The sequence below is a fragment of the Acidobacteriota bacterium genome (assembly GCA_039683095.1).
GTDB lineage: Bacteria > Acidobacteriota > Aminicenantia > Aminicenantales > Saccharicenantaceae > RBG-16-66-30.
Window position 1 is genome coordinate 299,137 of the sequence record JBDKSB010000001.1, and the last position, 20,864, is coordinate 320,000.

Annotated in this window: 18 protein-coding genes (1 of these 18 running past the window's edge); 10 read left to right on the top strand and 8 right to left on the bottom strand. The window is 69.1% G+C overall.

Annotated elements, in window-relative coordinates:
• The 3 genes from ABFD52_01385 to ABFD52_01395 all read left to right on the top strand — a co-directional run bounded on the left by ABFD52_01385 (position 1) and on the right by ABFD52_01395 (position 2,433).
• The gene (locus ABFD52_01385; GenBank protein ID MEN6559415.1) at positions 1-768 is read left to right on the top strand and encodes a YkgJ family cysteine cluster protein; all 768 of its coding nucleotides are present in this window, start codon (positions 1-3) and stop codon (positions 766-768) included.
• The gene (locus ABFD52_01390) at positions 765-1,577 is read left to right on the top strand and encodes a hypothetical protein (protein MEN6559416.1); all 813 of its coding nucleotides are present in this window, start codon (positions 765-767) and stop codon (positions 1,575-1,577) included. Before ABFD52_01385 ends, ABFD52_01390 begins: the two co-directional genes overlap by 4 nt.
• A 241-nt stretch (positions 1,578-1,818) precedes the next feature.
• Complete coding sequence (locus tag ABFD52_01395; GenBank protein ID MEN6559417.1) at positions 1,819-2,433, top strand: class I SAM-dependent methyltransferase; 615 nt, start codon at positions 1,819-1,821, stop codon at positions 2,431-2,433.
• A gap of 27 nt (positions 2,434-2,460) precedes the next feature.
• Here ABFD52_01395 and ABFD52_01400 read toward each other — a convergent pair whose 3' ends face one another.
• The 3 genes from ABFD52_01400 to ABFD52_01410 form a co-directional block, all read right to left on the bottom strand.
• Complete coding sequence (locus ABFD52_01400) at positions 2,461-4,005, bottom strand: C69 family dipeptidase (GenBank protein ID MEN6559418.1); 1,545 nt, start codon at positions 4,003-4,005, stop codon at positions 2,461-2,463.
• A 110-nt stretch (positions 4,006-4,115) separates the two neighbouring features.
• On the bottom strand, positions 4,116-5,972 hold the full coding sequence (locus ABFD52_01405; GenBank protein MEN6559419.1) for a PDZ domain-containing protein: 1,857 nt from the start codon (positions 5,970-5,972) through the stop codon (positions 4,116-4,118).
• Between the two features lie 77 nt (positions 5,973-6,049).
• Positions 6,050-7,315: a hypothetical protein gene (locus tag ABFD52_01410; protein ID MEN6559420.1), complete on the bottom strand. Its 1,266-nt coding sequence runs from the start codon at positions 7,313-7,315 to the stop codon at positions 6,050-6,052.
• Between the two features lie 275 nt (positions 7,316-7,590).
• Between ABFD52_01410 and ABFD52_01415 the strand changes: the two genes are divergently transcribed.
• The 3 genes from ABFD52_01415 (at position 7,591) to ABFD52_01425 (ending at position 11,111) form a co-directional block, all read left to right on the top strand.
• The gene (locus ABFD52_01415; GenBank protein MEN6559421.1) at positions 7,591-9,252 is read left to right on the top strand and encodes an ankyrin repeat domain-containing protein; all 1,662 of its coding nucleotides are present in this window, start codon (positions 7,591-7,593) and stop codon (positions 9,250-9,252) included.
• Between the two features lie 72 nt (positions 9,253-9,324).
• On the top strand, positions 9,325-9,987 hold the full coding sequence (locus ABFD52_01420) for a hypothetical protein (protein MEN6559422.1): 663 nt from the start codon (positions 9,325-9,327) through the stop codon (positions 9,985-9,987).
• A gap of 98 nt (positions 9,988-10,085) precedes the next feature.
• On the top strand, positions 10,086-11,111 hold the full coding sequence (locus ABFD52_01425; GenBank protein ID MEN6559423.1) for a DUF362 domain-containing protein: 1,026 nt from the start codon (positions 10,086-10,088) through the stop codon (positions 11,109-11,111).
• Positions 11,112-11,118: 7 nt separating this feature from the next.
• Here the strand turns inward: ABFD52_01425 and ABFD52_01430 are convergent, their stop codons facing one another.
• Together ABFD52_01430 and fbp are read right to left on the bottom strand one after the other, a co-directional pair.
• Positions 11,119-12,390: a Xaa-Pro peptidase family protein gene (locus ABFD52_01430; protein MEN6559424.1), complete on the bottom strand. Its 1,272-nt coding sequence runs from the start codon at positions 12,388-12,390 to the stop codon at positions 11,119-11,121.
• A 61-nt stretch (positions 12,391-12,451) separates the two neighbouring features.
• Entirely contained in the window at positions 12,452-13,477 is a 1,026-nt protein-coding gene (fbp, locus tag ABFD52_01435; GenBank protein ID MEN6559425.1) for a class 1 fructose-bisphosphatase, read from the bottom strand.
• 135 nt (positions 13,478-13,612) lie between these two features.
• Between fbp and ABFD52_01440 the strand changes: the two genes are divergently transcribed.
• Positions 13,613-13,798 (top strand): hypothetical protein, encoded by a 186-nt coding sequence (locus ABFD52_01440; GenBank protein ID MEN6559426.1) that lies wholly within the window; start codon positions 13,613-13,615, stop codon positions 13,796-13,798.
• A gap of 48 nt (positions 13,799-13,846) precedes the next feature.
• On the opposite strand, the gene surE is transcribed toward ABFD52_01440, so the two are convergent.
• Together surE and ABFD52_01450 are read right to left on the bottom strand one after the other, a co-directional pair.
• A complete protein-coding gene (gene surE, locus ABFD52_01445; protein ID MEN6559427.1) occupies positions 13,847-14,713 on the bottom strand; it encodes a 5'/3'-nucleotidase SurE in 867 nt (288 codons plus the stop codon).
• 139 nt (positions 14,714-14,852) lie between these two features.
• Positions 14,853-17,255 carry a prolyl oligopeptidase family serine peptidase gene (locus ABFD52_01450; protein MEN6559428.1) on the bottom strand — a complete coding sequence of 801 codons (2,403 nt, stop codon included), beginning with the start codon at positions 17,253-17,255 and terminating at the stop codon, positions 14,853-14,855.
• A 133-nt stretch (positions 17,256-17,388) separates the two neighbouring features.
• Here ABFD52_01450 and ABFD52_01455 point away from each other — a divergent pair, with 133 nt between their 5' ends.
• The 3 genes from ABFD52_01455 to ABFD52_01465 all read left to right on the top strand — a co-directional run bounded on the left by ABFD52_01455 (position 17,389) and on the right by ABFD52_01465 (position 19,104).
• Complete coding sequence (locus ABFD52_01455; protein ID MEN6559429.1) at positions 17,389-18,135, top strand: dolichyl-phosphate beta-glucosyltransferase; 747 nt, start codon at positions 17,389-17,391, stop codon at positions 18,133-18,135.
• A 139-nt stretch (positions 18,136-18,274) separates the two neighbouring features.
• Positions 18,275-18,676: a PilZ domain-containing protein gene (locus tag ABFD52_01460; protein ID MEN6559430.1), complete on the top strand. Its 402-nt coding sequence runs from the start codon at positions 18,275-18,277 to the stop codon at positions 18,674-18,676.
• Complete coding sequence (locus tag ABFD52_01465; GenBank protein ID MEN6559431.1) at positions 18,676-19,104, top strand: PilZ domain-containing protein; 429 nt, start codon at positions 18,676-18,678, stop codon at positions 19,102-19,104. Before ABFD52_01460 ends, ABFD52_01465 begins: the two co-directional genes overlap by 1 nt.
• 421 nt (positions 19,105-19,525) lie before the next feature.
• On the opposite strand, the gene ABFD52_01470 is transcribed toward ABFD52_01465, so the two are convergent.
• Positions 19,526-20,864, bottom strand: partial view of a hypothetical protein gene (locus tag ABFD52_01470; protein ID MEN6559432.1) — the 3' portion only. The gene runs 299 nt beyond the window's last position; only the last 1,339 of its 1,638 coding nucleotides appear in the window; its start codon lies beyond the right edge, outside the window — the gene reads right to left on this strand; its stop codon occupies positions 19,526-19,528.

A 20,864-nucleotide genomic window follows, 5' to 3' on the forward strand; every position in this document is an offset into this window, starting at 1 on the left:
TTGGTTTTCCGCCTCGAACGCCGCGACAGCTTCTCGTTTTCCTGCCGGGCCTGCGGACGCTGCTGCTCCGGCAAGGTCATCCCGGTCGGCCCCCACGAGATTCTGGGCATGTCGCGCCACCTCGGGATCGGGACGACGGAGTTCCTCGCCCTCTACTCAGACAACGGCGGCACGACGCTCCGCAACGACGCGGCCGGCCGCTGTCTTTTCGTGACCCCGACCGGCTGCAAGGTCCATCCGCGCCGGCCCCTGGTCTGCCGTCTCTATCCGCTGGGGCGGGCGACCGACGCGGAAGGCGGGGAGCGGTTCGCCATGTTCCCGAAGCAGGACGGCTGCCGGGCGGCCGCCGGGACGGACGGCACGATCGCGGGCTTCCTCGAGTCGCAGGGCGTCCAGCCGTGCTTCGAATGGTCGCGCCGCTACGGCCTTCTGTTCCACCGCATGCTCGGCCTCCTCGACGCGCTGGGCGTCGAGGCCAAGGTCGAAGCCCGGGACGAGGCCGGGGCCGGCCCGGGGGATGCGGCCAAGGCGCCCGACGCCGGGACCGGACCCGGCGCCCCGCCCATCTCGCCGTGGCTGGACATCGACGCGTCGCTCGCCGCGTATTGCGCCGCCAGGGCGATCCCCGTGCCGGCCGGGATCGAGGAATCGATCGACCTCCATCTCCGGGCCCTGGAAGAGTGGCTCGACGACCTGGAGGCCAGGGCCCCGGCCAAGTCCCTTGGCGATGCCGATGGCGATGACGGCAAAGGAGCGGGAAAGGCGTGACGTTCAACGAGCCGGTCGTGCTGGGCCGCACGGGATTGAGGGTCGGGCGCCTGGGCATCGCCTCCGGATACGGGGCGCCCGCGGCGGCCATCGAGGAGGCCTTCGAGCGGGGCTGCAACTACTGGACATGGGGGACGGTCATCAAGGGCTACGCGCCGGGCATGCGCCAGGCCCTGAAGGCCGTCGCCGCCAAGGGGCAGCGCGACCGGCTGGTCCTGGCGGCGTTCAGCTACGCCCACAACAACGGACTGACCGGGATGCTCCTGCGGCGCGGCCTCCGGAGCGCCGGGCTCGACCACGCCGACATCCTCATACTCGGCTATTTCTCGCGGCGGCCGCCGCGGCGGCTCGTCGACGGGGCCCTGGCGATGAAGGAAAAGGGGCTTGTCCGTTTCGTCGGGATCTCGAGCCACAACCGCAAGCTGCTCGGGGAGCTGGCGGGCGAAGGCGAGTTCGACGTCCTCCATCTCCGCTACAACGCCGCCCACCGCGGGGCCGAGATCGACATCTTCCCCTACCTGAGCGATGAGCGGGAGAAGCGCCCCGGCACGGTCTCCTTCACCGCCACGCGCGGCGGCCGGCTGCTGAAGCCCGGGAACATGCCGCCGGGCGAGAAGCCGCCGACGGCCGCCGAATGCTACGTATTCGTGCTCTCCAACCCCGCCGTCGACGTCTGCATGTCGGCGGCCCGCACCGTGGAGCAGATGCGCGAGAACCTGGCCGTCCTCGACGGCGGGCCGATGGCCGACGCCGGGATCGAGCGCCTGCGCCGCGTCGGCGACTTCGTCCACGGGCGCCGGCGCGGCTGAAGTCCCCTTCCGAACCCCGGCCCTTCCTATCCTTCGACGACGTAGCGGTGGTTGCAGAAGTCGTCGCCCCGCATGAGGGTTTTCGTCCGGATCATGCGCATCTTGGGATTGAATCCCCGGGCCGACGCATAATCCCCGTAGGTTTGGACATCGAACGTAAAGAAGCTACGCGGAGCCCGGTCCTTTCCAAGGGGGAAGGGGTGGCATAAAAGTTGCTTGGCCTAATGATAAAGGAGGAGCCATGATCAAGATGGTCGGCAAAAACGTGCTTTGGCCGGTCATTCTGTCGAGTCTCATCGCGTCGTCGGGCCCGGCCCAGTCACCGAACGCCGCCCGCGACGGCCTGGAACAGCCTGAAAAGGTCATGGAAGTGACCGGGGTGAAGCCCGGCATGGTCATCGGAGAGATCGGCGCGGGCCAGGGTTATTTCACGTTCTGGCTTTCCCATGGCGTGGGGGAGTCGGGGAAGGTCTACGCCAACGACATCGACGGCTCCGCCCTGGCGGCGATCGAACGGAGACGCGAGAGCGAGAAGGTCTCGAACATCGAAACCGTCCTCGGCACCGTGGCGGATCCCCGCTTCCCGTCCGCCTCGCTGGACATGGTCTTCATGGTCAACGCCTTCCACGACCTGGAGCGGCCGGTCGAGCTCCTGGCCAACCTCCTGCCCGCGCTGAAGACGGGCGCGACGGTCGTCATCATGGACAGGGATCCGGCCAGATTCAAGGACACACATCGCCACTTCCTGACCCGGGACGAAGTGGAGGAGACGATCGGACGGTCGGTTTTCGAGCTGGTCCGGGTGGAGACGTTCCTCCGCGACCATAACCTCTACATCCTCAAAGCCAGGAAATGATCCCGGCCCCGTTCCGCCGTGCCGCGGCTATCGGCCCAGCAGCCGGGCCGTGAGGCCGGCGGCCCGGCGGAAGGCCGCGGCCGCGTAGTCGTCGAGCAGCTTCTGGGCCCCGGCCTTGTCCTTGGCGTAGAGGGCGGCGAATTTCTTCTCGAACTTCGGCCGGTTCTCCAGGAGAGACCTTTCCTCGGGGAAGAGCCGGCGCTCGATGGTCAGGCGGACGAAGCGGTAGTTCTCCTCGGCGGCCTTCTCGAGCTCGAGGACCGCCGTGTTGAGGAGACGGCCCTTGCCGGCCTGCAGGGGGGCGTCGGCGAAATGCTGCCGGGCCAGGAGGGCGTCGTCGGGCTCGCTCGTCCCCACGCCGGCCCCCGGGGGCAGGGCCCCGACGCCGTAATAGAAGGGCACGTAGAGGGTCGTGTCCGGCTTGCCGAAAGCCAGCCAGATCGCGATCGAGAGCGGTTCCGGCCGGTCCGGCCGGAGCGAGACGATGAACGAATCGATGGTCGAGGCGGTGCAGATCGTCCGGAACCTGGTCTTGTTCGGAGTGCCGGTCCGGTAGCCGTTCGTGGCGTCGTATTCGGTGCCCTCGTAATGATCGCGCAGGATGGCCATCAGGGCCGCGGCGGTCATCTTCTTCCCCGGCTTCACGGAGAAGGGATAGTCGCCGCCGAGCTTCCACGGCCTCCCGGTCACGAGGCACAGGCCCCGCCAGTGGCGGAGGGTGTTGCCGTCGTCGACCGGCTGCCGGCTCGTCGGCCGGTCGAAGGCCTTCTTGAAGTCGAACGGCCCGTCCTTGGCCTCTTCGTACCAGCCGCTGCGCGCCGCGTATTCGACGATGTCCGGGCTGCCCAGGAAATGGTCGGCGTCGCCGGGGCGGATCTGCCGGATCGTGTAGTAATTCGGGATGACGGCCACCTCGTCGTCGGGGACGCGCTGGGCGTACCAGCGGCGGCCCCTCAGGATGGCCAGCATCCAGGCCTCGTCCTTGTCGGCGATGGAGTAGGTCCGGCCGGAGGAGCGGTAGCCGTACCGTTCGACCAGCTCGCCGGCCAGCCGGACGGCCTCGCGGGCCGAGGTCGCCTTCTCGGCCAGGAGCCGGCGGAGCATCCAGCCGATGCCGCCGTCGGTGTAGTCCTCCTCGGTCGCGCGCGACGGGCAGGCGTCGGAGGTGATGGCGACGCCGTGCTCGTTGACGAAGCTGTCGGCGAACTCCTGGGTCGTGGCTTCGATCCAGAGGAAGCCGTTCGTCCGGCTGTCGGTCTCGTAGAACGCGCCCTTGCCGAGATCGACCCGGCGGGACGAGCCGGCGTCGCGGCCGCGGATCTTGCGCACGTTGACGATGATGGCGCCGCGGTCGTCCTCGTTGTGGGCGACCATGACCGCGCCGTCGGCGCTGGCCTTCTTGCCGACCAGGACCGTGAAACACTCGCCGTCCTCGCCGCCGTCCCCAGGGGCAACCGGCGCGGCAAGGGTTGGCGCTGGGCCGGCCGGCGCCGCGTGGGACGGCAGGATCAGCAGGGCGGTCGCGAGGGCGAGGGATTGGACGGCGGCGAGCGGCTTCAGGGCGTTCTTCATGCCCCCCAATTTACCCCACGGGCGGGGTCCGTTCAAGCGGGATCGGCCGGCCGGGCGCTTTTCCGGGGCGCGGCGGCCTCCGCTTCCCGGGCGGCGCTCGAAAAGGCCGGCTATTTCAGCCAGGCGTCGAGCAGGGCCTTTTGGGCGGCGGTCGGATCCGCGAGCGGCCTGATGCGCCAGCTCGGCTCGGCCTTCCGCCCCAGTTCGACCTCCGCCTCGGCTGCCCGGCCGCGCCGGGCATAGAGGACGCGGACCTTGGCGCCGGGCTTGAAGCCGCCGAGGACGTCCTGGAGCGAGCGTGGCGTCACCCGCGCGCCGCCGACCGCCAGGATCTCGTCCTGGGCGCTCAGCCCGGCGAGCGAGGCGGGGGAATCGGCCTCGACGGCCGAGACGACCGCGCCTCCGTTCTGGTCCTCGGTCGTGGCGCCGAACCAGGGGCGGGCGGACGGGCGCGGCTCGAGATCGATCGTCAGGCCGGTGCCGGCGAGATACTTGGCGTAGTCCCACTTTTCGCTGGTCGCGGCGTAGACGTCGAAGATCTCGCCGAGCGGCGCGCCGGCCGCGCGCTCGCAGGCCTGGCGCAGCTCCGCGTCCGTGAAGCCGCGCTTCTTGCCTTTGTAGTACGTCCGGTAGAGCGTGCGCATCACGTCGTCGAGGGACGAGCGGCCCTTCGACGCCTCCCGGATCCCGAGGTCGAGCAGGAGCCCCAGTCCGCAGCCGATGTCGTAGTAGGAGATGGTCGTGTTGGCGGCGTGCTCGCTCCGGCCGAAATAGCCCGTCCAGGCGTCGAAGCTCGACAGGCGCGCCGACTCGTGGCGGCGGCCGGGGGCGTTCTCGTAGACGGCGATCGTCGAACCGAGCCGGTCGAGGACCTCGTCGCGGGCCATCAATCCCGCCCGGTTGAGCAGGATGTGCTCGTAATAGACCGTGACGCCCTCGGAGAACCAGAGCAGGTTGGTGTAGTTCTCGCGGTCGTAGTCGAAGGGGCCGAGGGCGATCGGCCGGATGGACTTGACGTTGAACAGGTGGAAATACTCGTGGGCGATGAAGGTCAGCCAGCGCGCGTAACCCCGGGCGTCGGCGAGCGAGGCGGGATTCAGCGTCACGGCCGCGGAGTTCAGGTGCTCGAGCCCGCCGCCGCCGGGGCCGATGACGAGGAACGTGTAATGGCGGTAGGGCAGGTCGCCCATGAGCGCAGCGGCGGCCTCGACGATCCTGGCCAGGTCGCCCGTGAACTTGACCCGGTCGAAGGCGCCGAGGTCATAGGCGGCGACCGTGTGGGGGCGCCCCGCGGCCTCGAAGGTCAGGATCTCCTGGCGGCCGATCATGATGGGGCAATCGTAGAGCGTGTCGAAATCGGGCGCCGTGAACGTCCGGGGACGCCCGGGGACGGGCTCGAGGCCCGTCGAGACCTCCGGCCAGCCCGCGGCCGGGAGGATGTTGACCGTGACGGGATCGGCCAGGCGGCCGGCCACGTGCATGAAGACGCCCGCCGGGGTGATGAAGCCGCCGTCGTCGGCGAGGTAGCTCGCGGCCACGAAGCGGTTGAAGGCGTAGACGTCGTAGCTCACGACGATCGCGGCCGCCCGGCCGGCGCGGACGCGCCAGGCGTTCTTGGCCGTCTTCTCCCAGGCGAGGGCGCGGCCGGCGCCGTCCTCGGCCCGGAAGTCCTTGACGTTCCTGGCGTAATCCATGATCTGGTAGTAGCCGGGCGTCCAGGCGGGCATCTTGAATTCCTGGGTCTCGCCCCGGAGGCCCTCGGCCCGGAAGACCACGTGGTAATAGTGCGTTGACGGCCGCTCCATGGACACCGTGATGGACAGGGAGGAGGCGGCCGGCCGCGCCTGCTCCGTCCCGGCGGCGGGGGCCGGGGCTCCGGCCAGAAGGGGTCCGGCGGCGCAGGCCAGGATGGCCAATAGGGCAAGGAGAGATCGGCCGCCGCGGCGCGGGCGCTTGATCGTTTTCATGGGGGGGCCTCCGTTCAGGGAGCCGAATGATAACGCCGCCCGGCCGGAGGGTCAAGGAGCGGCGCGGGGCCGGATCCTCAGATCCTGAATCCGATCCTCAGGCCGCACGACAGGCCGCTGAGGGAGTAGGCCTGGGAGGGGATCGTCACCTGGACCGGGCGGACGACGGGTTCTCCCTCGTTCTGAATGTCGTCGACGTCCCAGAAGCTCGCTTCCGCCGTTCCGATGGCGTCGGAGAACGTGGCTTGGCAGCGGCGATAGCTGTAGAAGACCCCCAGGAAGAGATTCCGGGTGAAAAAGCGATCTGCCGCGGCGTGGATCCTATACGACAGGACGGTCTTTTTCTCGGCCGTGACGGTCATGTAGGAGGATTCGGCCGAGATCCGGGCCGGCCCGGCCGCGGCGCCGATCTCGACGGACCACCGTCCGCCGCGGACGGCCGCGATCGGACGATAGCTCAAGCCGGCGAGCGCGGCGCTGAACCGGGCCACCTGGTCGTACCCGAAAAAGGCCCGATAGGTCAGGCCGTCGGCCGTCGAGACGAAGCGCGCATCGGCCCAGCCCCAGCCCCGCCGCTCCTCGCCCAGGAAGAAAAACTCGATCTCCGAGGACCAATGTTCCGCCCAATCGCAAGCCAAACTGACGGGGCCCCAGGAAGCCCAATCGAGCCCGATCTGCCGGCTTTGGATCAGAGTGCAGACATGGGGGCCTTCCTCCCCGGGCGGAACGTCGCCCCGGAAGATCCAGGGAACGTCCGTCAGGCGCGATCCCCATCTCTCGGACCGGAAGGACATGGTCGAACCGAAGCCCAGCCGGAATCGGGGCCGCCGGCGCGGGCCGGCCGTCCTCGCCAGCCGGGCCTCGCGCGAGACGCTTCTCAAGATATCCAGGCGGGCGGCCACGTCGTCGTCCGCCTCCCCGGCCAGGACGAGCTTCCTGTCGCCGCTCATGATAACGCCGCCGGCCGTCGCGCCGAGCGCGCCCAGGACGCCGCCGAGGCATGCGCTCAGCCCCTGGAAATCGTTGCCCTCGCCGGCGCCCGAACCCAGCGCCCCGGCCCCGGCCAGAGCCCCGACAAGGATCAGGAATCCCGTCGGGCTTTTCCGGACGATCCTCACCTTCTGGATCTCGCCGCGGCCGACGCTGATGTCCCCGCCCGTCGGGCTCAGCAGGAGCAGGGAGTCGGGCTTGACGGCGATGAGTTCGCCGCTCTGCCGGCTTCCATCGAGCTTGGTGACGACGACCGTCGCGCCCCGCGTCTCCTGGGCGGCGAGCCCGACGGGGGAAAGGACGAAGGCGATGATGAGCGCCGCTGCGACGCCGGGGACCGAAACGTTCCTCATGTCGGGATCCTCCCTTCGGCGCCAGTATATTCCTACGTCGCGGGGAAGCTGTCAACGTTTTGTCGAGGATTCCGCCGGGCCCGATTTCCTTCTCGAGCCGAAGACGCGCGCCTATCGGCCCTGGAAGCCCGGGGCTTCCTTGACAACATCGAACCGGGACCTATCTATATCTTTGGACGGATCGCCGGCGAGGGCCTGAGCAGCCTCGCCGCGGCATCCCGGCTTGGTCGGCGGAGCCCCGTCAACGGCCCCGGCCGGGATCGAAGGGGGAGGCCATGAAAAAGGCATGGAGCCTGGGAGGCGTGGTCTGCGGCGCGATATTGATGAGCGTGGTTCCGGTCCGCTCGGCCGGACCCGCCGCGCAGGAGCAGCCCGCCGGCAAGCCGCAGGTCATTGACATGGGGAGCTTCCGGGTCAGCCCGCCGCCCGGCGGCAGATGGCATGTCGAGGTGAGCAAGGACGAGGAGCAGGTCACTTTTCTAAGGTCCAAAGGAGGAGGGCTGCTGAGCCAGCTGGCCCCGACCACTCAGCAGCGGGAAGTGTTCATCATGGTCGAGGGCAAAACGCTCCAGCCTTGGAACTGGCCGATGACCGAAGCCGCGGCCGTGGACTACTTCATCCAAGAATATATCAGCCAGATGTCTTCGGGGTCGGGGGCCCCTCTTGAGCTCATCGACAAGGAAGATATTCAGGTGGGCGCCAAGAAGCTCCGGTCCGCCTGCTTCCAGGGGACCATTGCGGACAAAGACGATCCCGACGTGCTTTTCACCCAAGACCAGTACGCCTATCTCTATCTCCCTCCCGATTTCAGGAAGACCCACCGGATCTTCGTGTTCCAATCGATCTATACCAGGCCGGGTTACGGGTTGAAGTTCTTCAGGAACCCGGGTGAGAAGCCTGTGTTTGCGGTCATCGAGTCCCTCGAGATCCCGGATCCGCTCGAGGCCGCGACGGGACCCGACGGCGAGCTCCTCCGGGCGGCGGCCAAGGGAGATGTGGAAGCGGCCCGGCGGGCGCTTGACGGCGGGGCCGCGGCCGATGCCGCCGTGCCCGGAATGACCGCACTCGGCGCCGCGGCCTGGACCGGAAAGAGGGACGTCGTCGGTCTTCTGCTGGCCAAAGGCGCGGACGTCAACAAGGCCGACATGTCCGGAGGCCGTACGCCTCTGCACCGGGCCCTTGGCGGCGGAGACGGGGAGATCGCCGGGATGCTCATCCAGGCCGGGGCCCGGCCCGATCCGCGGACCTTGGCCGGCCATTCGCCCCTGATGTACGCCGCGATCTACGGGTTCGGCGACATCGTTTCGGGTCTCATCGAGCGAGGCGCGGATATCAACGCCCGGACCAATGACGGCGAAACGGCCCTGACTTTCGCGGCCCGCCATGGATCGGCCGAGATGACCCGGTTGCTGATCGACAAGGGGGCCGCCCTGAACGTCCAGGCAAAAACGGGATGGACGCCCCTGATCGGCGCCCTGTATGAAAAACATGAAGACGTGGCCCGGATGCTTCTCGACCGGGGCGCCGACGCCGGGCTCAAGGCCACGACGGGGTGGAACGCCCTCATGATGGCTATCAGCATGGGCCACGATTCCGAGATCATCCGGACCTTGATCGAGAAGGGAGCGGACGTCAACGCGAGATTGCCGGACAATGGATGGTCGCCGCTCCTGCTGGCCTTGTCCTTCGAGGGGTTAGACGAGATCGCCGGGGCGCTCATCGATGCCGGCGCGGATCCCCAGGCCAGGATGAACAACGGATGGACCACCCTCATGTTCGCCGCCAAGAACGCTTCGGCGGACACGGTCAAGCGCCTTCTCGCCAAGGGCGTCGACGTCAACGCCAAGGGCGCCCATAAGCGCACGGCCCTGAGGATCGCGAGGAAGGCGGGCCGGTCCGACATCGTGAAGCTGCTCCAGGCCGCCGGGGCGAAGTGAAGAGCTTGCCGTTGACAGGCCGGGCGATGCGCCGATAGAATGGCTCCGCCCCCGGACGAGGGGGAGAAAGCCATGGATCATCAGGACCTGAAGGCCTTTGCCGCCGGTCTCGGCTTCGACCTCTTCGGCGCGGCGGACGTCACGGCGATCCGGGGCGATTTCCTGCTCGAGCCGAAGACGCGCGACCGGTTCGACCTGGCCGTCGCGCTGGGCAAGCGCCTGAGCGGCGCCGTTCTCGACGACATCCCCGACCGCCCGACCTCGCTCTACTTCCACCATTACCGGCAGGTCAACAATTTCCTCGACCGGGGCGCGCTCCTCGTCGCCGGAGAGATCCAGAAGAGGGGATACCGGGCCCTGCCCGTCGCCGCATCCCAGATCATCGATTGGGAGGGGCAGCGGGCCCACGTCTCCCACAAGCACGTCGGGCGGCTGGCCGGCCTGGGCTGGTTCGGCCGCAACAACCTCCTCGTCAACCCGGAGTTCGGCGCGCAGTTCCGGCTGGTCACGCTGCTGACCGACATGCCGCTCGAGCCCGGCGTCCCGCTCGACCGCGGCTGCGGCGCCTGCCGGGCCTGCGTCAAGGCCTGTCCCTGCGGGGCCATCAAGGACGCGCCTGACGCCTTCGACCACCGGGCCTGCTACGAGACGCTCAAGGAATTCCGCAAGAAGGGCTACACGACCCAGTTCATCTGCGGCATCTGCGTCCGCGACTGCCGCGGGCCGAAACCCTGAGGCCGGCCCGGGAGCCGGCCGCCCGCTTCCGTCGCGCGCGGCGGGCCCGGAGATATGGTAAATTGAAAAGGCCGGACGTTCGCCAAAGGAGGACGGCCATGACGAGCACAAAGGGAATGACCCGCAGGGAATTCTTCGCCGCCGGGGCCGGGCTGGCCGGCGGGATCGCCTTCGCCTCGCGGGCCCGGGGGGCGGCGAGCGCCCAACAGGTCCAGCTCGTGGACGCGTCCGGCAAGTCCCGCGTCATCCTGGTCAAGACCGACTCGCGGGCCGACGGGGTCAAGAAGTGCCTCGACCTCCTGGACTTCGATCCCTTCGGCGGGAAGAGCGTCCTGGTCAAGCCGAACCTCAACACCTCCGACGAGACGCCGGGATCGACCCACGCCGACACGCTCAAGGCCATCCTCCAGAGCGCCCGCGAGCGGGGGGCGGCGAAGCTCGCGATCGGCGACCGCAGCGGGCCGGAGGCGACGGAGCAGGTCTTCGCGAAGAAGGGCCTGCCGGCCCTGGCCGGCTCCTTCGACGCCAAGCTCCTGAACTTCGACGAGCTGGGCGAACGGGGCTACAGCCGGTACGATCCCCCGGCCTCGCACTGGAAGAACGGCTTCCTCGTCGCCCGGCCGGTCGTCGAGACGCCCTGCGTCGTCTCCACCTGCTGCCTGAAGACCCACCAGTTCGGCGGGGTCTTCTCGATGTCCCTCAAGAACTCCGTCGGCATCGTGCCGCGCAAGGGCCACAGCTTCATGAAGCAGCTCCACGGCTCGCCCGACCAGCGGCGGATGATCGCCGAGATCAACACGGTCTACAAGCCGGCCCTGATCGTCGTGGACGGCCTCGTGGCTTTCGTCGACAAGGGGCCGATGACCGGGCCGCGCAAGGACGCCGGCGTCTTTCTGGCCGGCACCGACCGGATCGCCGTCGACGCCGTCGGTCTGGCCATCCTCAAGGAGCTGGGCTCGAACGATGCCATCATGAAGACGCCCATCTTCGCCCAGGAGCAGATCGCCTGGGCGGCGACGCTCGAGCTGGGGGCCGCGTCGCCGGGGGGCATAGTCATCCAGACGCCGGACTCGGCCAGCGAGGCCTACGCCGAGAAGATCCGCAAGATCCTGGCGGCCGGCTGATCCGGCCTTAGCCGGCGCCGAACGGCTCCTCGATCGATACCGCTTCCATGCCGCCGAGATGGCGGGCCCCGTTCTCCGTGATCACCATGCAGTCCTCGGTCCGGATGCCGAACTCGCCGTATATGTAGATGCCGGGCTCGTTGCTGAAGGTCATGCCCGGCTCCAGCCGGAGGCTGTTGCCCTTGACGAGATAGGGGTATTCGTGGCCCTCCATGCCGATGCCGTGGCCGAGCCGGTGGGCGAAATACCTATAGCCGGGCCCGTACCCGGCCTCCTCGATGACCTTGCGGGCCGCGGCGTCGACCGACTCGCAGGTCGCGCCGGGCCGGGCCGCCGCCAGCGCGGCCTGCTGGGCCCTGCGGACGATGCCCCAGACGCGGCGCTGCTTGTCCGAGGGCTTGCCGAAGACGACCGTGCGGGTGACGTCGGAGCTGAAGCCCTCGACCGAGCAGCCTCCGTCGACGAGGACGCAGTCGCCGGCCGTCAGGTTCCGGGGCGCCTGCGAGCCGTGCGGAAAGGCCGTGTTCGGGCCGAACTGCGGCCCGCCGCCGCCCTGCGAGCCCATCTTCTGCGTCGCCGCCGCGATGGCCCCGGCCAGATCGCGCGTCGTCATGCCGGCCCGTAGGGTCTTGAAGCCCTCGCGGAAGGCCAGCTTGGTGACGCGGTTGGCCAAATCCATGTAGGCGATCTCCTTGTCCGTCTTGACTCCCCGGCAGCCTTCGGTGACGGCCGAGCCGTCGACGACACGGGCCGCGGTCAGGGTCCGGGCCAGGCCGTGGACCTCGAAGGCGCGGAGATCGGGGGCCGTGCCGAGCGTGCCGGTCGCCGCGCCGATATCCTTGAGCACGCCGCCGACCGTCGCGTAGGGGTTCTCGTGCTCCGCCCAGGTCCGGATCTCCTGGCCGGCCGGGACGAGCTCCTGGGCCCGGGGCGCCTCGAAGGCGGGACAGACCCAGACCGGGTCGGCCTTGCGGCCGAGGACCAGGCCGAAGACGCGCTCGCTCAGCCACCAGCGGACCCTGGTGAAGTAGACGAGGTTGGTGCCGCCGCCGATGAAGATGGCGTCGAGGCCGCGCTCGGCCAGCAGCCGCCTGGCTTTTTCGATCCGCGCGGCGTAGTCCTCGGGCCGGAGCGGCTCGATACCCCTGACGAGGTTCTCGATCTCCTGACCCGCGCCTTCCCGTGCCGCCGGTTTCGCGGACGCGGCGAGAGGGGCGAGGCCGGCGGCGGCCAGCGAGATCGTGCCGGTCTTGATGAACGAGCGTCTGGTGGGTGACATCCGGAAGCCTCCTGGGACCAGAAGGAATACCACATTTCGGAAGAAGGGGAAAGGGCGGGCGTCAGCCGTCCAGGTCGCGGACGAACTCCTCGACCTTGAGGACGAGGTCCCTGTTGCCGATGAAGAGAGGCGTCCGCTGATGGAGCGAGGCTGGCGTGATGTCCAGGATGGGCCCGCGCCCGTCCGAGGCGTAGCCGCCGGCCTGCTCGGCGACGAAGGCGAGCGGCGCGGCCTCGTAGAGCAGCCGGAGCTTGCCGGAAGGGGCCTTGGGGTCCTTCGTGTCGGCCGGGTAGTAGAAGACGCCGCCGGCGAGAAGGTTGCGGTGGAAATCCGAAACGAGGGTGCCGATGTAGCGGAGCGACAGCCCCTGCACGCCGCCTTCGCGGCCCTGCAGATATTCCGTGAAGCGCTGGACGCCGCGGCTCCAGTACTTCTGGTAGCCGAGGTTGACGCTGAAGTATTTGGCCCTGGGGATGGTGATGTTCGGATGGCACAGGAGGAACTCGCCGACCGACGGGTCGAGGGTGAAGCCGTGCACGCCGTGCCCGGCCGTGTAGACGAACATCGTGCTCGTGCCGTAGGCGATGTAGCCCGCGGCGACCAGGCTGCGGCCGGGCTGGAAGAACTCGGCCTCCGAGACCGGGCCGGAGTCGCGCGTCCTCCTGTAGATGCCGAAGATGGTGCCCACGGGCATGTTGAAGTCGACGTTAGAGGAGCCGTCGAGGGGGTCGAAGACCAGGAGGTACTTGCCCATGGGGTACTGGGCGGGGATGGGCAGGAACTCGGCGTTCTCCTCGGAAGCCAGCCCGGCCAGCCGGCCCGTGTGGTCGGTCAGGCGGGCGACCGTGAGGTCGGCGAAGCGGTCGAGCTTCATGACCGTCTCGCCCTGGACGTTGATGTCGTCCGTGCGGCCGAGGATCTCGGCCAGCCCGGCCCGGGTCGTCTTGCTGGCGATGACCTTGCCGGCCAGGGCCAGGTCGTAGAGGATGTTGGTCAGGACGCCGGTCGCCCCGGGATGGAAGGCCTGCTCATCGAGGATGTGGCGTTCGATGGTGATGATGGGAGAGGGATCGGCATGATCGGCCATGGCGCCTCCTCGCTATTCCCGGTTCCTCGGGCTGCCGTCAGGATAACATGCCTCCGCCGCCTCTTCAAGCGCGGCGCGGCGGCCTCGGAAGGAGGGAATTGCCAACGGCCCTGGTTTCGGGGATAATCCCGGCCGATGCGCAAGTGGCTGCTGCTTCTCCTGGTCATAAGCCTGATCTTCGTCCTGCCCAAGATCAACACCCGGCGGACCAGGCAGGCGTTCCCCCTTATGAAGCGGATCGACGCCGCGGTCAACGTCGCCGTCGTGCTGCTGCTGGCGATCTACCTCTTTGCCTTCGTCCGCTGGCTGCTCATCCGATGAGCTTCGAGCCGCAGGATGTGCCCGGCCCGGATATCCGCCGCTTCTTTTTTAGCGAAGGGGGAGGGACTCGAGGCGCTTGAGGGGCAGGAGGGCGGCGGGCGGCGCGGCCGCCGACTGGTCGATGCCGAACACCGAGACCGAGACATAGCCGTTGCGCACGGCCCAGATGTCCGTGTCGGCGGCGGCCGGCTCGAGGTGCTCCCACCGGGGCAGGAAGACCGGCAGGCCGTCGGGCCCGGCCGCCTTGTCGTAAAGATCGATCGGGGCGCGGGTATCTTGGCGGGTGATCCGGATCCCCAGCAGCCGCTCGCGGGGCAGGGCGGGGATGTTGACGTTGAGGAACGTCCCCCTGGCGATCCCTCCCGGAAGGAGGGCCCGGACGAGCCCGGCCGTGACCGCCGCGGCGGTCCCATAGTCAGCGCCGTCCGCCGCCGCCAGGTTGACGGCCAGGGCCGGCAGGCCGAGCAGGGCCGCCTCCCGGGCGGCGCCGACCGTGGCCGAATAGAAGGTGACCGTCCCCAGGTTCTCCCCCGAGTTGATGCCCGAGAGGACGACGTCCGGGGGGGCGGCCAGGAGGCGCTCGACGGCCAGCCGCACGCAGGTCGCCGGCATGGCGTCGATGGACAGCCAGCGGACGTCTTCGGCGGCGCTTTCCATGACCGCGATGGGCTTGTCCGATGTGACCCCGTGGCTCGCCCCGCTCCGGTTCCCCGACGGCGCGGCGACTGTAACCCGGCCCAGGGGCCTGAGGGCCAGGGCCAGGGCCCGGATCCCCGGGGCCTCGATGCCGTCGTCGTTCGTGATCAGGATGCGCAGGGGGGCGGCGGCCGGCGCCGAAGGCGGCGGGCCGCAGGCCGCCGCGGCCAGGATCGCCAGGATCGCGACCGCCCCGAGAAGACGCCGCTGCGCTCTCATCGTCTGCTCCTTCCGGCGGCGCGTCGCGCTGCCCATTCGATGTGCAATCTTTCAAAAGTCCGCGTCTGACAAGACGTTATCTTCGCGGGCCCGGAGTTTTTCCACAGGGATATGCACAGAGTCTGTGGATATCGGGTGTTCATTTTCTGTTCTTCACGTATTTATCGAACCATTCGAACATCTCGGCCAGCACGTCGAGGACCGATTCGCGCGCCGAGTAGCCGTGGCTTTCGTACGGCAGGTAGACGAAGCGCGCCGTCGCGCCGGACCCCTTCAGGGCGGCGAACAGGCGCTCCGACTGGATCGGGAAGGTGCCGGAATTGTTGTCGGCCATGCCGTGGATCATCAGCAGCGGCGTCTTGATCTTGTCGGCGAACATGAACGGCGACATCCTGATGTAGGTGTCGGGCGCCTCCCAGAGGGTCCGCCGCTCGCTCTGGAAGCCGAACGGCGTCAGGGTGCGGTTGTAGGCCCCGCTCCGGGCGATGCCGGCGGCGAAGAGGTCGCAGTGGGCCAGCAGGTTGGCCGTCATGAAGGCCCCGTAGCTGTGCCCGCCGACCCCGACCCGCCTGGGGTCGCCGACGCCCATCTCGTCGAGCTTGCGGATGGCCGCCTCGGCGTTGGAGACGATCTGCTGGACAAAGGTGTCGTTGACCGTCTCGGGCGTGCCGACGACGGGCATCTCGGCGTCGTCGAGGACGGCGTAGCCCTGGGTGACGAAGAACAGCTGCGAGGTGCCGCGGAAGAAAGTGAAGCGGTTGACCGAGCCCCGGACCTGGCCGGCCGTGGCCGCCGTGTCGTATTCCAGGGGATAAGCCCAGATGACGGCCGGCAGGCGCGTGCCCTCCTTATAGCCGGGCGGCAGGTAGAGCGTGCCGCTGAGCTGGAGGCCGTCGGCCCGCTTGTAGGTGATGCGCTCCTTGCGGAGACCCGTCAGCTGCGGCGCCGGGTCCTTGAAATCGGTCAGGGCCGTCCGCTTCCGGGTCTTGAGGTCGTAGAGGTAATAGTTCGGGGGATCGGCCTTGGTCTCGCGGCTGGTGATGAGCTTCGTCCGCGAGGCGCCGGCGAAGTCCACGAAAATCTCGTAGGCCGGGTCCTGGCACTGCCAGAGCCGCTCGACCTTCTTCGTCTTGAGGTTCATCCGGTCGAGGAAGGGATGGTCGCCCTGGGGCGAGGAACCCGCGCCCGAGAGATAGATCCAGTCCTTGTCCTGGAGAACGATCCGCTCGCCGGTCTGGAGCCGGTCGGTCACGGGGTATCCCGGGTCGCGGTAGCTGTCGTTCATATCCAGGTCCCAGATCTTGACCGGCTCGGCGGCGGGATCGGCCAGGTCGACGAGAAAGGTCGTCCGCCAGCTCCTCTTCCATTCGGTCTGGGAAGCCAGGACCTGACCCGGCTTCGCCAGATATTGCAGTCCGGCGGCCCGTTCCTTGAGCTTGAGGACCTCCCGCGCGTCGGCCGTGAAGGGGGCGTCGAGCGTCAGGTAGCGGTCGCGGTAAGCCGCGTCCTTCTTGGGGTCGCCCTCGTCCAGCGCCTCCGTCCAGATGAGGGTCGAGGGCTTGAGGGTCATCCAGTCGACGTTGCGGGGGCCCTTGGCCACGCCGTTGAGCGGCACGCCCTCGTCGGTCGGCAGGTCGGCGACGAGCTTGACCAGCCCGCCGTCCATGTCCCAGACCTCGACGGCCCGGGCGAAGCCGTAGGCGGGCACGGCGTAGGAGTACGGCCGCTTGATCCGCTCGACCAGGAGATAGGCCATGTCGGGCGAGACCGATGCGGAAGCGAAGATCCCGGGGCGGCCGACCTTGCGGAGCTCGCCTGTCGCCATGTTGACGGCGGTCAGCTGTGAAGTGGCGTAATAGTCGAAGAGGGTCTCGTCGAAGGCGCTCTTGAGGAGATCCTGGTAGGTGGCGGCTTTGGCCAGCTGGCCGCCTGAAACCTGGACCTCCGGGCCGACGGGGACGCGTGGCGCGACGGGGGCTGGGCCGCGGCCTTCGGGGACGAGGGTGACGAAGAGACGGCGGCTGTCGGGCGCCCATTCGACCGCGGACAGGACGGCGTTGACCGCGGCCGGCGTCAGGGCCTTGGCCGTCGCGGTCGCGACGTCGACCTTCCACAGCTCGACCCCGCCCTGGACATAGCGAAGCAGGGCCATGGTCCGGCCGTCGGGCGACCAGGAGGGATATGTGAACTTGACGCCGTCGGGCAGGGCCACCCGCCGCAGCGCGCCCGTCTTCATGTCCTTGAGCGAGAGGCCGGTCGAGAAGCTCAGGACCTGGCGGCTGTTGAAGCCCGGGGTGATGCGCATCCCGGCGATCCGCAGGATCGGCTCGGCCAAATAGGCGATGGACGGCATGGACTCGCGCTCGACCAGGGCCATGACATCGCCGGCCGGGCTCATGGTGACCAGCGGCGTCGGCGGCGCGTCGACGATGTCGACGACCTCCTTCGGCGGCAGCTTGTAGCGCTCCTGGGCCGCGAGCGCGGGCCCGAAAGCCAGGGCCAGGACGAGGATGACGATCCAGCGGCATGTTCGTGTCTTCACGAAGCGACCTCCTGACAGGCGGAGATGATGGCGCGAAGGGACATTGTAAAACAAATCCCCCTTTTGCGATACCGTCCCGCGCCGGCCTGGGCTCCGGCGGCGGATCCGGGTTATAATGCCGCCGGATCGCCCGATGACCGAACAGGAAACGCCCCGCCTCCGCCTCTCCGTCGTCATCCCGGCCTACAAGGCCGAGGCGCGGATCGCCGGCACGCTCGCCGCGGTCGGCGCCTGCCTCGACGCCAGGCCTTTCGCCTCGGAGATCATCGTCGTCGACGACGGCAGCCCCGACCGGACCGCGGCCGCGGCCCGGGCCGCGCTGGCCGGGCGCGCCTCGTCGCGGGTCCTCCGACAGGACCGGAACCTGGGCAAGGGGGCCACGGTCCGCGAGGGCGTGCTCGCGGCGTCCGGCGAGATCATCCTGTTCTGCGACGACGACCTGTCGACCCCCATCGACGAGCTCGACGAGGCCCTGGCCGCCCTCGAGGGCGGGGCCGACGCCGTCATCGGCTCGCGGGCGCATCCGGATTCCGAGATCCGCATCCGCCAGCGCCGGCCGCGCGAATGGCTGGGCAAGGCCTTCAATCTCCTGGTCCGGCTCTTTGTCCTCGAGGGCTACCGCGACACCCAGTGCGGCTTCAAGGCCTTCCGCCGGGCCGCGGCCCGGGATGTCTTCGCCCGGCTCCGGACGTCCGGGTTCGGCTTTGACGTCGAGATCCTGGCTCTCTGCCGCGATCTGGGCTACCGGGTCGTCGAGATCCCGATCGTCTGGCGCGATGCCCGGCCGAGCAGGGTGAGGATCCTCGGCGGCTCCTGGGGAATGCTCAAGGACCTCTGGCGACTGCGCCGCCTCCGCCGGTCCGGCCGGGAGCGGAACTGACCGGGGCCGGCCGCGGACGCTCCCCCAGGCGGCGGGAATTCATCGCCGGATTCACCCCCAGGGGTGATTGCCCCCTTCCACGGCCCCGGGTCAAAATGCCGGTGTCACGAATGCCCCAGACCGGGCTGGAGTGCCGCTCATGATGGAAAGACGCAAGCACCGCCGCTTCCAGCAATGGAACAAGGCCATCATCAAGTCCGCGACCGGCGGCCAGGGGATCCTGCCCGCCTGCCCCGTCGATGCCTACGCCTGGGACCTGTCGCTGGGCGGGGCGCGGATCCAGTCCGACGAGAGCTTCCCCGTCGGCGCCGTCCTGCGCATCCATCTCGAGCTCGTCCGCTCGCAGGAGTTCGTCGGCCTCGACGGCGAGGTCCGCTGGTCCCGCTGGAACGAGGAGCTGAAAGTGCACGAGTGCGGCGTGGAATTCCGGGAGTGCGTCGAGGCCACGCTCCAGGCCATCATGCGGAACCTCTATCACGAAACCGACCACAAGGGGGCCGAAAGTCCGGCGCCCGGGACGCTGGACAAGGCCGCCTTCTGATGACGCCCTCCAAACATCCGCAGCCCCAGGGCTTCGACATCCAGAAGCGCAAGGACCGCCGCTTCAAGCAATGGAACAAGACCCGCATCTGGGACCTGACCGAGCTGCGGGACCCGAACGGGCATCCCGCGATCGATGGCTTCACCTACGACCTCTCGATCGGAGGGGCCCGGATCCACGCCATGGAATCCTTCGACGCCGGGACCCTGCTCCGTCTCCAGATCGAGCTCGTCCGGACGGGCGAGACGCTCCGCGTCGAGGGCGTCGTCAAATGGCGCCGGGAGATGTCCGGGAGCGTCTTCGAGATGGGCGTCGAGTTCCAGCACACGAGCATGGTGACGGTCCTGGGCCTGATGAAGAACCTCCACGACGCTCGGCGCCTCCCCGTCCCGCCGAAGGGCGAGCCCGCCGGCATCGGCCGGTCCTGACCGTCCTGATCCTCCCCGTGATCGCCACCGTGATCCTGTAGCTCCCCCGCGCGTTGGCCACCGTGATCGAGGCCAGGTCGGAAACCGTCCCCTGCGGATGGAAGACCGGCGCGTTGTTGGCCCGGACGACAACGCCGGCCAGGACGACCGTCCGAACGGGCCGCCAGGACCCCGCCGTCTCGTCATAGCGCTCAAAGACGAGGCCCGGGGAGGCGAAGCGGAGGCGGACGCGCGAGCCGGACAGAATGGCCTGGAAGCGGGCCTGGTTGAGCCCCGCGGTCACTTCCCAGACTGCCGACCGCAGGTGGAACCCCCGGGCTATGCGGCCGATCGCGACCGTGCCGCCCGCGGCGAAGAGGCCGGCGAGGGCCAGGGCCAGCATCGCCTCGACCAGCGTGAACCCCCCGCGGCGCCGGACCATTCAGTACTCCTGCCAGGCCAGGACCCTCAAGGCGTAGAACGCGAGCTGGGGCTCGGACGTCCGCGGGGAATTCTCGGGCAGCCTGCCCTCGGCCGCCCTGTCGTCACGATAGAGGACGAGGCGGTTTCCGTTGCCGGCGTAAGCGCCGGTCTGGAGGCCCCCGAGGAGCTCGACCGTCCGGCCTTCGCCCTCGATCCGGAAGCCGCCCGCGGCCGCGGTCAGCGAAGCCTGGACTTTAAGCTGGCCGGGAGCGCCGCCGGCGACGGCGATGCCGCCCGCGGCCGCTTCTCCGCTGACGATGTCCCGGCCCGCCGCGAAGATCACCAGCTGGGCGTCAGTGTCCTTGGAATAGGGAATGCCGTCCTGCCAGCGGACGCCCTGCAGGATCAGGTGGGAGGCGATGGTCACCCGGTCCGCCGAAACGATGGTCAGATCGACGCCGTCGAGCACGGCGGGCGTCGCGCCGTCATAGCGCATCTCGACCCGGCCGTCCGCCCCGACCGCCCCGCCGCCGAGCGCCGCGATCGCGCCGTTGACGAGGACGATAGGACGCGGCACGAGGTCGTAAACCGCCGTCCCGTCCGGCCACGCGAATTCCGTCCGGACGCGGGCCGGGCTCCACTCGAGGCGCCATTCCGCGCCGCCGGCCCGGAAGACGACGACCTGGGCGTCGTCCCGGATGGCCAGGATCATCTCGTCGAGATCGCCCTGCACGAAGAGCCCGCCGAGGCCGAGGTCGTCGCGGACGAGATAGACGCCGTCGGGAACGGGATCGGCCGACGCTTCGAGCCCGAGCGCCAGCCGGAGCCGGGCGGGGGAGAGGTCGCCGGGCCGGAAGACGCCGATGTTCAGGGCCTTGGCCGCGAGCGGGCCCGGGTCGTCGGGCAGTACGCCGCCGGGGGCCGCGGCGAGGGCGGCCCCCAAGGGCAGCCCGGGCTTGGCCGGGATCTCGATCCCGTTCTCCCGGGAGAAGGCGGCCCTCTGGCCGTCCGTCATTGCTCCTTCTATATATAGGGGAACGGCCGCCAGCGGGAGGCGGCCGGCCAGAAGACCGAGCGAGCCCTCGAGGACGGAAAGCCGCCGCGGCCGGATCCGGCGAAGGCCGCCGGAAGCCTCGATCCTGAGGCCGGCCGTGATCCGCAGGTAGCCGCCCATGTCGGCGAGGTCCCCGAAGCGGCACTCGGCCCGGCTGGCCCAGGTCATGCCGTCGAAGGACTCTTCGAGCGTGCGGGGGAAGGCGGATCCCAGGGCCTCCCCGACGAGGTCGGGGAAGGCCGCCCGCGGATCGGCCCGCACGGCTTCCACGGCGGCTTCGCCGACCGGGGCGAGCAGGGCCTTG